The organism is Kinneretia sp. DJ1R-11 (assembly GCF_025717595.1).
In the GTDB taxonomy this organism is placed as follows: domain Bacteria; phylum Pseudomonadota; class Gammaproteobacteria; order Burkholderiales; family Burkholderiaceae_C; genus Paucibacter_A.
In genome coordinates this window covers 1-12754 of record NZ_JAJIRR010000024.1, presented here as the reverse complement: position 1 = coordinate 12754, position 12754 = coordinate 1, and the positions used below count along the sequence as shown (strand labels likewise).

Below are 12754 nucleotides of genomic sequence, written 5' to 3'. Positions count from 1 at the left end.
TTTCGCTTCAACGACGAAGACCACACGGCCACTTGCCCGGCAGGCCAGGTCTTGATCAACAGCGGCCGCATCCACATCACCGCGAGTGGCCACCCTCAGCCTGACCTTGTCCCTCAAGAACGTAGGTTCAATCGAAAAACTCTTGCTTGAGGGCCTTGGCCAACCTCTTGGCTTCCGCACGACGCTCTCGGATCTGCGCGATGAGGGCCGGCATGTCCAGCGGCGGGCACGGTGTCGGGAGATTGGCCTGCGCCTCCAGCTTGGTGCGTTCGTTCCCGGCATAGGCGCCCACCGGCGCCAGTCGACCGTGCCCCATGGCTTCTGTGGTGACAAGCATGGCTGTCCTGACCACTACTGGATCTAGTTCCCCGGGCTTGCCCCCTTTCACCACTGGCGTGACACCAAACGATTCAAGCAACCGGCACGCAAAGCCTGCGCGCAGTCCGTGCCCAGTGGTGCCGCAGGTGTCCTTGGTAATTCCAATCTTGGCGAGCACATGGGCATAACGCCTGAGAACAGCCTGAAGATCACGATCTGTGCCGCCAATATGAGTATTGGGACGACGCTGTTCTCTCAGCCACTCCAATATGAGTGCCATCACTTCGTACTGCGAGGGTTCAGTGAAGAATACCAAGCGGCTCCGGCCCCCCTTGGCGCCCTCAGTGATGCTCAGATAACCAATTTCAGCGTTGAACTTCTTGGTAGGAACTAAGCACACTGCCTCTTTGCGCCGCAACCCGAATGCATGCTGCGCGAGTAGTGCGATACCTACCCACTCTTCAACTCGATAGGCCTCATCGATCTTCGCTGCAATATCGATTCCTTGGCCTTCCCAGGTCTTGTCTCGTGTCGCTGCGGCTGTTCTTTTGGTCGCCGACTCGTCCTGAAACTTGACGCCAGCTCGCTTGATCAACTCGGGCTGCCCAATCCAGCGGCAAAAGTGGCGGAGGTAGCTGACGTACCCATCGATGGTCGCTGCGCTAAGGGCCGGCTTCTTCCCTTCCAGCCCATTCCGATATCGTTCCTCCATCCAGTCGTATAGATACTGAATGTGCCGACCATCAAGATTTGCAGGATTCTCGAGCTTGTACTTCCCGATCAGAACCTCAAACAAGCGACTCAAACCAGTACGCAGATTCCGTTGTGTTGTAAAGGAAGTGCGCGTGACTGCATCATCCTTGACTACACAGTGTTTGCTGATGAGTTGATGCAGTTTGCTTCTGAATCCACCACCACTCACGACTGTGCGAGTGCCCAACTCGGTTTCAATCTTCTTCAGGGTCCGACGTCGATACTCAGGCTTGATTGCCCGCACACGCCCGGCACCAGGTACCAAGTACGCTCTTGATGGAATACTGACCCCGCTGTCAGAACCCTGCTTGGTCGATTCGCCATATGTCAGGTCTGCATTCATCATGCATCCTCAGCCAGGACAAGCTTACTCACTTGGTAGCGAACTGCATTCGTAACACGACGCGCTGCAATGTCGATCGTCGGACAATCTTCCTTATCCCAGCAAAGGCGCTTAATCCCCAGAGTTTTTGTGTAGGAGATCAATCCCTCGACCAAAGCTCGCTTTTCATCGGTATCGATGGGCACTGCAGTTACATCTGCACCCTTCCATCCTTTGACGACCAGATAGCCTTCCTTCCGCTTCGAATTCACTTCAGGTTCAAGCTGAAGGGCGGTCTGGACATCGATCTTGAGTTCACGGGTTGCTCGCACGACCCAGTAAATCAATTTCCTCGATGGCACATCGTGCCAGCTCGCAATCATGGACTGATATACGGGCTCACTGATTGTGTGCACAAGGCATTGCCGGCTGTACACGGCATCCTTCTCGCGCGCAGTTCGAACCTTCTTCAATGCAGGCTGATCATCCGGCCACACATATTGGAACTCGCGGGCCATTCCGTTCTTTCCGAGCAGGGCGCACCAGCCCCGAAGAACGGACCACATGTTCCCGGCCGTAGACCTGGCCACGGGTTGCCGCAAGACATTACCGTCCGCGGACTTCACGCCGTTGCGCCACAAACCTAGAAGCGCGGCCAAGTGCACCGGTTTGAGATTCCCTACGCTTAGGCCTGCATATCCAAGTGAGTGCAGGTCAGAGTAGATCCGAACGGTGAGCTTGATGATCGTCGCTTGCGTAGCGTGCGTCTTTTGCGACAGGTGCGTGCTCGCACGGTAGATGTCTTTCACTTCGCGCTCGATCCGGGCGCGATGCGCCTCCAGCATCGGCTGAGAGTGCTCTGGTGCTGCCTCTTTGTTCAGGGCAGGCTTTGTGTTCTGGTTCAACGTCATCACTGGGTCCTCGATCCAGCGTCACTCAAGTTCATGCCGGCAAGCACCCGGTAGTGCGCTCTTTGAAGAGGAGCTCTCTTTTTGGCTTGATGGAGTTGGGGTCCATCGACCCAGTCAATACACGTTGCTTCGTAAAAAATATGTGACCCATCCCTGATGCGGGATCTCAATGAGCGTCAGGCCTGTGGCGGCGACCTGAAGGGGGTTGTGGGTGGACTCTTGGTCCTTCGACTTGGATCATCAGTTGCCCCGCTTGCTGCAGGTACGCGTCTACGTGCTTACGGGCATGGCCGGGCACTCAGCGTGGTTGATCCAGTCGTTTGTATTCCTGGCCGATCCCATGGTGACTAGCCTTGGGTGCTCGCCCCGTTCGTTCACGAGGATGTCGTGTCTGAAAAGGTCGCCGTGAGGCATGAGGAGCTGATCGATCCGCTCAGTTTCAGTTGTTCGTTCACCCCGTAACCACTATCCAACATCGACCGCTAAGCCGCATGTTTTCTAGCAATCCCGCCACTCGGTTACCGCCTAGGTGCTTAAACCCGGGTACGAAAACGAGCGCGGCAACGGCGCTGAACTTGCAAAAAACTGTGTTTTGGAGCCCTGACAGGGCTGCGACGCAGCTGGGGAAGCTGCGTGTGGGTCTTTCGACCGGGCGTCACGGGGGACGTAGGCTGTGTTGTTTAGGCTTGGACAGCTCCAAGCGCGCGAGTGACGCGATAGGGCGAACGATACCCTTGAATGCCTCCGATGACAAGAAGCCCGCGAACATCGAACGTTCATTTGTCACGGGCTCTGAGGCCAGTCACACGAACAGATGAGTGATTCAACTCCCGATCGTGGTGAATTTTTGACCGATTAAGCGGTGTGAATGGGCCAGCCGGCAAGATGCATACAAATTCAGCATCTTCCGGTGAATATATGGCCGTTTAAGCGGTGTGAATCACCGGAAACGATATTCCGACTAGCCAATACCCGGTGAATTGTTAACCGATTCAGTGGTGTGAAACGCTTGTTTGAAGCGAAAACAGATTCCAGCGCTCCAAAGTCGAGATATCGGTGATTATTTGACCGTTTAAGGGGAGTGAACAGCAGCGAGCCCTCTGAAACCACGCCCCCCCCGCTGAAACGGTCAACTATTAACCAATTAGTATCCTCACCAATAGGTCCATCGACATAGAACTGGTGAGGATTTAACCGTTTAAGGCGCGATTTCACTCAATTTTTCATGAATTTGAATTGCACATGCACCGCGCGAACCGGAAGGCGTGGCGCCTGAGCGGACCACGCGTTCGAACAGGCCATTTATCGCGCATCTTCTGAGCCCTCGCTTGCGCGGAGCACTCACTCAATGAACGGATCAACACTCACTAGATCCTTCATGAAGAACGTCATCGCAATCGATGTTGGCCACAGTCACGTCAAATCAGTCCAAGTAACTACGATCTTGCAAATCGCCGCCAAGAAGCAGTTGCACTGCTGATACAAATTCTTGGAAAAACTATAGCTAAGATCCAAACAGCAAACGACCTCACTGCAATTGCACTAGCGGGTGGTGGGGCCGATATTCTTGAACGGCTGATTGGTTCACAGTTCCCCGCCGTTTCAACTGTGGCCAAGCTCAACGATTCACAATTTGCGATTGCACGCGGCTTTGATTTATTCGGTGAAACTTATGCACGCAAGTCTGCAAACTGAGTCCTACCGACGATAGAAACAAATGGCCGATGAGTACGTTTACTTGCGCCTGCGAGTCCCCACTGAATCGGAACTCGGTGAGTCGCTCCTAACGAGCACCAACCCAAATCGGAAGATGGTTGAACTCGCGCAATTTGGCGCGATGGTCATTAAGTCAGAGCTGACTTCGGGGAAGCATTTGAAGGGGATTCAGCCTTCAACAACAGAAAGCCCACTGCCACGGCGTAGGCCGGTTCGCAGCAAGGCTCCGCAGACAGGAACACACCAACCATGCGACATAGTCGCACTAGAAAACCAGCCTAGCAATCCACTCGACGACCTTGAGGGTGTTGACTTGGATTATCTGGTGAATATCGGAAGAACTGCATCCCACTTGAACTGAGCGCAATTCTTGAGAAGATGAATCACGCAACCGACAAGGGACCTGAAATGAACATTCGCACCATCATGCTCCAGCAATTCGAAGCCAACTTGCGCCAGCTTTTGCAGTGCACCCGCATTGCGGATGCAGCCGGTGTGGAATTGAACATCGAAAGCATGGGCCAAATTCCCGGTGACGGGTGGGCCAGGCTGAAAGCGGCGGAGCTTGATCAGCAAACAAGCCACTTGGGCGGTTTCATCATGGTGGCCATGTTCTCTGGACTCGTTGCAATGGGGTTGCTGATCATGATCCCAATGGCGAAAGCTATGACTGCGGCGACACGCAATGAACAAACTGCTGCATGGGCAAAAGAAAAGCTGCCTAAGTACGACTTCAAGTCGGTTCTGTTCTTGATGGTCGCAGTCTTTCTCTCATACACATGGCTGACGAACTCAGGCCCGTTCTAAGACCATTCAAGCGCGGTTTGATCAGCGCGCTGGCATGTGCCCTCCCCCTGCTTCTAGGGCGCAATTGCTGACTGCATTGATGAAGCGGCCGACCATCCTGGGGTGACCTGCGATGTGCTCCGGGCCATTGGCTGGCAGGAAAGTCGCCTTTGACCCAACGCGGTCAACCGCAATCGCGACAAGTCAATTGACGTTAGTGCGCGGGGAGGAGCGCCGAGCCCCCCGACGTTGGTGAACGCGATTGAGCATCGGCTGTATACACACCGAGGGCAGCCATGCCTTCTCGCAATTTCCGTCGATGCCCTCACGCAAAGTCGGATTGCAGTCAAGCTACTCAACCAAAGACCTTCTCCACATCACGACGACGTCGCTGAGCACCGGAACGGTCGTAGATGGCAGTTGTCGCGTCGCTGACATGACCAAGGTTCTGACGCAAGATGCCGCGATCGCCGCCAGCTTCCACAAACTTCCGGCCATGCGTGTGCCGAAGCCAATGAGGTGATGCGCGCCTGATGCGTGCGGCCGCTGACGGATCCTTGTGCTCGATATCGTAGGCACAAGCTTCCAGCGCATCTTTCATCAGCTCATAAACCCGAGCTGGGGCCATACCGCGCATGGGCTCCTTCAACGCAGAAAGCAAAGGCGTGTCCGGATGGAGAGCCTCCAGATCTCGGCTTAGACCCTTGCTGGCCAAATGGTCAAACAACTGTTCGGCCAAGCGATTTGGCAGCGGCACCTCGCGCTCCTTGCCGCCCTTCCCCACCACGTGCAGATTCCAAGCCTGCGCGCCCTCCTCGTCTGCGTCTTCATGCAGCCAGGCAACACGCGCGCTGGCCAGCTCCGCCTCGCGCATGCCGCTGCCCAAGGCGATTCTGAACATGAACAGCAGGCGTGCATTCGCAGGCGTGGGCGCACGCGCTTCCAGCCATGTCCTGAGATAGGCCCACTGCACATCCGAGAGCGAGCGCAACTCTTGCATAGGCAGAGCCTTGCTGCCCTTGGGGACTAAGTCCCACGGATTGCTGTCGAAGTAGCGAACGCGCGCCAGCCAAGCGCAGAGTGAAGTCACGATGACCTCGGCAGCCTTTCTGGACCGCGAGGCCAGCGGCCCCTCGAACGGGCGCCACTGGTCACTCCAACGAGGCACCGCCTTGGAGCCCACCCACATGGGCCCGGGCTGGGCCAGGAACCGTCGGTATTCAATGCAGTCGGTGTGGTCGATATCGCTGAGCGACTTACGGCGCTCAAAGAGGCTCCACAGTAAAAAACGCTCCGCCTCTTTTCGGTATGCGCGGTAAGTGTGCGCGTTGCCCGTTTCCTGAGTCGGTCTGCGCAATTCCAACCACTCGCTGATTGCTTCATAGTCGTTGCGCGCCTTGGTTTTGCAGCGATCCACGGCAGCGCGGTTGCTGCCCGCCGCCCCGCTGAGAGCAAGCGGGACTTGCAGACGTTCGAACGGTACGACACCCATCGCCCGGTGCGGAGTCATGACCTGGGCAGGAAGCTGACTCCTCGGAGCCAAAGCGGCTGCTGGAACGACACCCAACGCAGTCTCATGCTGCTGTAACCACAGCACCAATCGAACAGCACCTTCCTCGCCTATGCGAGGCACTTTGCGGTACCAGCGATAGCCATGTAGGCGCACGAAGTACAGCAACTCTCGCAAACACAGGAGGCCCACGGATCGCAGGCGTTTGGCGGTTTCGACATCCAACCATGCGTCGACTGGGTCGTCCGGCTCTGGTGTACTGGCTGCCAGTTTTTCCAGCCGCTTCAGGGCCGCAAGCTGTCGGTCGATGAGCCTGGACTTGCGCTTGAGCGCTCGATTGGCGGGGGTATCTCGCAGCCGCGGTACAGGACTGGCGGATGATTCGGACGTCGAAACTGCCACCTTGCCATAGCGCTCCTCCCAAAGATCGGTCAGCTCAGCCTGGCTATAGAAGTCGGGATCGTCCAAGGTTTCGGCGAACTCGTCGAGCGTGGGAAGACCAACAGATCTACCCGCACGACGCCCCACCACCCTACCGCAGTGCTCCGGATTGCCTGCTCCGAGCGTGGCGCTCAATCCATCCGTCTTAATGCGCCCAGGATCACGACGGAGCAAGGCCGCGACTGTAGGGTCGCCATGTCGCTTCGCGACCGAAGCCATCAGGTCTAGCAGCGTACGAGTCGTGCTTCGGATGCGCCGCAGGTCTGTTGAACCACGGGCAGACATATATCGACTCCAAGCATCGTGGACATCGATGCCTTGGATCCAAGCAGACAGGAATCGGAAGTCACCACTCCCAAGCTTTGGCGCAGTGGATCCTGACATGATCAAAGCGCCAAAGCTGAATCGATGGCGGAAGCAAGCAAAGCATTCGCGACGCCGAGTTGTCCGCTCCGGGCGCAGCGCGAAAGTTCCCGCCCGCACTGGTCGGGCAGCGCTGAGTTGGCATTTGCCGGGGATTTCGCAACTGCACGCGTTACCGATGCCGATGCGATTTCCTCTATGAAATGCGTTCGTCGTGAAGGGATCCGAGGGGCATGTGTTTTCAAAGCCAGCCTTTTGCGTCATGAAACTGTGTACCGGGATAATGGTAGTTATCACGGTGCTCAGTTCAAGTGCCCTGAACTGAATCGCTGCATGAGCTGCGACTTGAGGCGAAAGAGCGCACTGAAGCGCTTCACAGCCTTGAAGTGACATAGTCAACCTGGGGCGCGTGGGAGCGGGTGTTGGTTTGCGCTGAAGTTCGAACTATTTGCGCTGAACTTCGAATTCGATCAGCTGTGGATCTGAGTGCCTGCGCCGCCGAGAAGGTTGAGGTTCTGCCCACTGGCGCGTCAGCCCTACCTCCCCCCAAAGAGGGCACACCCCGGTCGGATGGATGCTCTGCAAGCTATCGCTGATGCTTATGCCATCGTTGTAGGAGAGCTGCATGCACACCGCCCACCAACCCGCCGGCCACAAATTCACTTCAGCATTGCTCAATACATTGCGGCGAACTGAATCACTGCTTGAGCTACGTATTGAGGCGAAAGAACGTGCTGAAGCCCTTCACAGCCTTGAGGTGACAGAGTCCACCTGGGGAGCGTGGGAGCAGGCAATGCAAAAGTGGAATTCGGAGTTGGTTGGCTAGGCCCGGTCCCGAGTCTCGGCTCACTGAGATCAGGTCGCTTCTCTCATCGTTTCTCACAGTCTTCAGGGCAACCACATAGGGTGCATGACGCCCGTTTGTGACTGATCTGAGCTGTCGCACACCCGGGCTGAGGCGATCAAAGGCCAATCTACGTCGTTGCCGCAACACATGGCTGGGGCCGCGAATAGTGCAGTTCAAATCAACCGAGAACGTCCTGGCGAACTGCCGCTATGCAGCGGTTGCTGACGGTCGCGGCCGGAGTCCGTATGGCGCCAATGTGCCCGAAGCAGAAGTTCATCGAACCTTGGGAAAAGGCCGTCTATTGCCGTTCGCTTCAGGCCGGGCCGCGAACACCTACGCTAACAGGCTGACTGTCCAACTGCGGTATTCGATGCCGCAAAGCGGTCGCTCAACCGTTGGCGCTCAGCGGTCGGCGAAGCCGTCCGCTGCAGCAACAGGTTGAGCGGCATCTCCCGCCCTGATCGAGCCTTCATCCAGGAGTGTCCGAGCTGAAGTTATGTAGCGTTCAAAGAAGTCCTCAAGGGTAGCCCGCTACTTGATGAAATAGCCAGAGACTCGCCACGTACCATCCTTGTCTTTCATGGGCGTAATCGTCTCAACAGCGGTGGTTTTATTCTCGAACTGCGTATCGAACTGCACAACAACATACTCACCATCCGGCGCACCAGGGAGCGTCGTAGTGAATACAGCAGACTTAAGCTTGCGAGACTTCACTGAGCCAAGTGGAATCCGAACAGCTTGCAATGCACTTTCCCACTTTGGCTTTGCAATTGCAGATTGAAAAGGAATCGCCGCCTGATCCCAGGTTGCTGAGAATTGTCCAGAATCAGCAAGCGCTACCCAATTGGCGGCGGCCATTTTTGCCAGATTCACCGACTCAGGATCCTCGGCAAATGCCACCCCACCGGAAAGCATGCAAAGAACAAGAGCGACATTTCTAACGAATTTCATCGAAATCTCCGATATCTTCTTCGATAAACGCTTGCGGGCTAACGTTTGACATGAGGGGCGACCAAAGGCGCTAGCCTTTGGGCGTCCCGCTCGATGGAAGGGTTAGGCGTCATTTTGTAGCAGGGCACATCAAGCTTTCCAAGCGCTCCTCGCTGAAGGTTGCAACTATGAGCTCTGTGGAATCCTTTCCAGCTTGCCACGTTGCGTTGCTGGCCAGAACTTTTGACGGGCTTCCTAGTTGGAAATAGACCTCCGCTCGCGTATCACCGACTCTGAGCTCACCACAGCGTGCTGCGGGGTACGCCCACTGACCACAACTTCCAGACGCGTAGCAACTGCGGGTTATGCAAGTTCCCGTTGAGCTCGCCCACTTTCCTCCCGATGCTGTGCAGACGCTCACCGACGGCACAAAAAGAACGATCACTCCGATCAAAGCTGCGAGACCAGTTGGAAGCAGAACGAGGAGACTTTTTGGAGTGCGCACGAACAAGGCCTAGCGGTTTTTTCAAATGACGCCTAACGTTTTAGCTAACCGGCCCGCGACGGCAGGACGCCGGAGGGCCAGAATGAAATGAGGCCCGTAGGCGGCGTGCCGTTTCGGGTCCGGTTGAGCGAAGGGTTAGGCCTCTGCACGAGTGACGAAAGGTGATTACTCCTCATCGACCCACTCCTTATGCTCGGGCAACATGCGCTTGACGCGCCACTCCTCTAAGTTTTCATAGATAGTAGAAGCTGGCCAGGGTGGTATTTGGCGACCTTGCCAGACCAAATGGACTTCTGCGACTCGTTTGCTGCCGTCGAGTATTTCGAAAAGCGCATCGTCACCGTTGCCGCGACCTATAAGCAATACGGAAACGCGATGAAGCTCATGACCGATGCTTGTTTCCCGTTCCAACTGCTCTGCGAATGCGCGGAGGTAAGCCGATTCTGCACCTTCCGTAGACGTCCATGGCTCAAGCCACTCCATCGCGCGTTCTCCCAAGAAGCCTAACGTTTGAGTTGAGCAGCCCGCGAAGGCAGGTCGGTATTGGCCCAGAATGAAATGAAGGCCAAAACCGGCCTCCCTGAGCGGGTCGGCTCGAACGAAGGGTTAGGCCGCATTTCGTGGAGAGGATTGCTGCCCCTTGAAGAGTGCTGCCGCGAGAGCGGCGCCAACCGCGCCCGCAACGGGCGGGCCAAACCAGTTTACCCAACCCAATGCGTTTATCCACCACGGTCCATGCGTCGAGTAGTGAACTGGATGAAAGTCGCTTTGAAGCGCGCCAGGTACCAAAACAAGCAGGCCGAGGGCTAGGCCTGCAGAAAATACTGACAAGCGGCCATGGAACCGCCGGGATAGTAGCGCACCAGCTACTAAGAAGATGAGCAAGTAGAGCAGCACACGGGTAGAGAGAAGAACAACGCTGCCTGCAAGCTGAGGATCGATGCGAAAGAAGATCGCGTTCTCGATTGAGGCGCGAAGTTCGTCGGCGGCAATCGCAAGAACTAGTAGCAGCGCCAGTGAGACGACGGAGCGTTTCATGCGGCCTAACGTGAAAGTGAGCGGACGCCGAAGGCGGTCCGCTCCAATGACAGGTTGTGCGTTGCGCGTGAAAGGCAGCCAGATTCAAAGAGCATGCTTGGCCTCGTAGTCGTGTAGCGCTTCCGCCAATCCCGCCGCAACATCGTCACAGTCTTTGCGCCAAACATAGTCCGTGTCCTGACGCGTGATGACAACCGTGCCGCGAACGTTCGGCCTCTCCCCGTCCCACTTGAGCAAGACAACGGCTCCTTGCGTTTGAGCAGCCTCAATCTGCGGAATGAATCGGTCGATCATCTCGGTCACCAATCTAGCGACGCACAACGTTGAAGCTGAGTGGCCGCAGCCAGCTGGCCGCGCGGAGCTGAAAATACACAGGCGGCATAGCGCGGCCAGCTGGCGGAGGTCCATTCGAGCGACAGGTTAGCCCGCACGAGGAAAGCCTGCCTTAATCCAGCAGCGCCGAGTATCAAGCCACTCGACGGAGTCGAAACCAGCAGAGCCAATTTGGAGTTCGAGCATAGTTTCATCGACTTCTGCGAGGGTGAACGAATGCAGCCAACTCTCACCACCCCGGTCGTACCTGAGGGTCATCGCGACAAGGCCATTTGTACGACTCACAGTCTCAACTCGTACTGCCAATCCATTTGCTTCTCCTGCCGGCCCCACTGCAGCAGTGGATAGCCAAGCTGGATCTTGGCGCTGCAATATGAAAATTCCATTTGCACCGAGATGCTTAGCCGCAGCACCGAGAAATGCAGAGCGAACTTCTGGTTTCGGATGATTGATGAGTCCGCTTCCAAGCATGACGACATCGAATTTCTCGCCGAGATCTAATTGCTCAATATCCGCCAGTACCAATTTCGCTTCTGTCGGCGCATAGGCAAGCATTTCATCCGAGTTGTCCACCGCTGTGACAACACAACCCATGGACAGCAGCCGCCTGGTAACACGACCTGTGCCACAACCGAGTTCAAGGACCGAGGTGCCAGGCTCAAGGTATTCAGAAAGGTGCTCAATGTCGCCAGCGTAGGGGCTACTTCGGTAGACCTCAACCGAACACCCGTCCTGTGCCTGAGCACCAGGGCCTTCGCCGAAAAATGCATCTATTTTCATGCGGGCTAACGTTGGAGCTGAGGGGCCGAAACCGGCTGGCCGCACGAAGCGATCATGAACTGCTGAGCGGAGTGCGGCCAGCCGGTTGAGGTCCCCTCGAGCGACTTGTTAGGCGTCATCGCGAAACGCCGGGAAGTGAATGCCTTCATGAAGCGAATCTCCGCCATAGGGGCGGAATTGTGCAGATACGCTGACCAGCGTGAATGTCATCGAGGCACTACCGTCGTCTTGCTTCATAGCTAGCAAGCCGGGGCTCAGTTCAATCGAAACTGGCAGTCCGGAAAACACACCATTCTTCTCGATTTTCGTCGACGCGTGGAGCGTGAGAAGTAGTTGAAGTGCCTTATGTCCCTTTGCTCGCCACTTCGGTGGAGCACATGCAGGCAATACGGGCCACTCCAGCAGTAGCGCTACATTCTCTCCAGCCTCGGTAGGTCGAGAGCGGGTCTCGAGAAGCCGTAACGCGGACAAGGCGGGAGGCTTGCCATCGAATATGGCATCTACTGATCGCGGAGGGGTGATGAGAAGGGACCAAGCCATGGCGCCTAACGTGAAAGTGAGCGGACGCCGGAGGCGGTCCGCTCGAATGACAGGTTGAACGTCATTGTGAACGCCACTCCGCCCATCGTGAGCCCTGCGGATGAGAAGCGATGCCGCGCGCTAGTGCTGACCGATCCCAGCGAGTGACCGGTTCAGCCAGGTCAGTCTTGTGCTCAAGCAACTCTGGTTCCCCGATGAGATAAAGCTCTTGGTCACCGCCTCTGCCAAATCGCTGCGTAATGCTGTAGTGGTGATTCATGTCTGGAAGCCAAACGGTTACCGCCAGGACATCCGTGCCTTTTCCATCAGGCTCTCTGTATATGCCTTCTCGCCCAAAAGCCCACCAGACTCGGCTTGACCTAGCATCGTTAAGGCTAGCCCATCCTTTGGCGACTGCCTCTTGCTGGGTCTCAGACTCAAAGTCGATCACGCGCCGCCCGTCGGCTTCCGTGACGACTGCGAACGGGCAGATAAGTTCGCCAGCCCGATTGGAATCGGCGATTGCTGCGCAATGAACCAGTACGAACCCCGCGAACTCAAGCGCCTGCTTTGGGATTGAAGATCGGAAAAGGGAGCCCAGCATCTGATGACGTTCAACGTTGAAGCTGAGGGGCCGGAGTCAGCTGGCCGCGCGGAGCTGAAAATATACAGGCAGCGTAGC

At 56.4% G+C, this 12754-nt stretch carries 9 protein-coding genes; 2 read left to right on the top strand and 7 right to left on the bottom strand.

Features of this window, described 5'->3' with window-relative positions; all coding sequences use genetic code 11:
* Window positions 1-127: 127 nt before the first annotated feature.
* On the bottom strand, window positions 128-1414 hold the full coding sequence (locus LNV23_RS23575; RefSeq protein ID WP_263565195.1) for an integrase domain-containing protein: 1287 nt from the start codon (window positions 1412-1414) through the stop codon (window positions 128-130).
* Window positions 1414-2304 (bottom strand): hypothetical protein, encoded by an 891-nt coding sequence (locus tag LNV23_RS23570; RefSeq protein ID WP_263565194.1) that lies wholly within the window; start codon window positions 2302-2304, stop codon window positions 1414-1416. Before LNV23_RS23570 ends, LNV23_RS23575 begins: the two co-directional genes overlap by 1 nt.
* 2124 nt (window positions 2305-4428) lie before the next feature.
* On the opposite strand from LNV23_RS23570, the gene LNV23_RS23565 reads away from it, so the two are divergent.
* Window positions 4429-4827 carry a hypothetical protein gene (locus LNV23_RS23565; protein WP_263565193.1) on the top strand — a complete coding sequence of 133 codons (399 nt, stop codon included), beginning with the start codon at window positions 4429-4431 and terminating at the stop codon, window positions 4825-4827.
* A 334-nt stretch (window positions 4828-5161) separates the two neighbouring features.
* On the opposite strand, the gene LNV23_RS23560 is transcribed toward LNV23_RS23565, so the two are convergent.
* The gene (locus LNV23_RS23560; protein WP_263565192.1) at window positions 5162-6892 is read right to left on the bottom strand and encodes a site-specific integrase; all 1731 of its coding nucleotides are present in this window, start codon (window positions 6890-6892) and stop codon (window positions 5162-5164) included.
* Between the two features lie 853 nt (window positions 6893-7745).
* On the opposite strand from LNV23_RS23560, the gene LNV23_RS23555 reads away from it, so the two are divergent.
* Window positions 7746-7946, top strand: coding sequence for a hypothetical protein (locus tag LNV23_RS23555; RefSeq protein WP_263565191.1), 201 nt, complete (start codon window positions 7746-7748; stop codon window positions 7944-7946).
* A gap of 552 nt (window positions 7947-8498) precedes the next feature.
* Here LNV23_RS23555 and LNV23_RS23550 read toward each other — a convergent pair.
* From LNV23_RS23550 to LNV23_RS23535, 4 genes are all read right to left on the bottom strand, one after another.
* Complete coding sequence (locus LNV23_RS23550; RefSeq protein ID WP_263565190.1) at window positions 8499-8918, bottom strand: DUF4019 domain-containing protein; 420 nt, start codon at window positions 8916-8918, stop codon at window positions 8499-8501.
* A gap of 1090 nt (window positions 8919-10008) precedes the next feature.
* Window positions 10009-10440, bottom strand: coding sequence for a hypothetical protein (locus LNV23_RS23545; RefSeq protein ID WP_263565189.1), 432 nt, complete (start codon window positions 10438-10440; stop codon window positions 10009-10011).
* Window positions 10441-10524: 84 nt separating this feature from the next.
* Entirely contained in the window at window positions 10525-10734 is a 210-nt protein-coding gene (locus LNV23_RS23540; protein ID WP_102766721.1) for a hypothetical protein, read from the bottom strand.
* Between the two features lie 126 nt (window positions 10735-10860).
* Window positions 10861-11553, bottom strand: a complete 693-nt coding sequence (locus LNV23_RS23535) for a class I SAM-dependent methyltransferase (protein ID WP_263565188.1) — start codon at window positions 11551-11553, stop codon at window positions 10861-10863.
* Between the last annotated feature and the right edge of the window lie 1201 nt (window positions 11554-12754).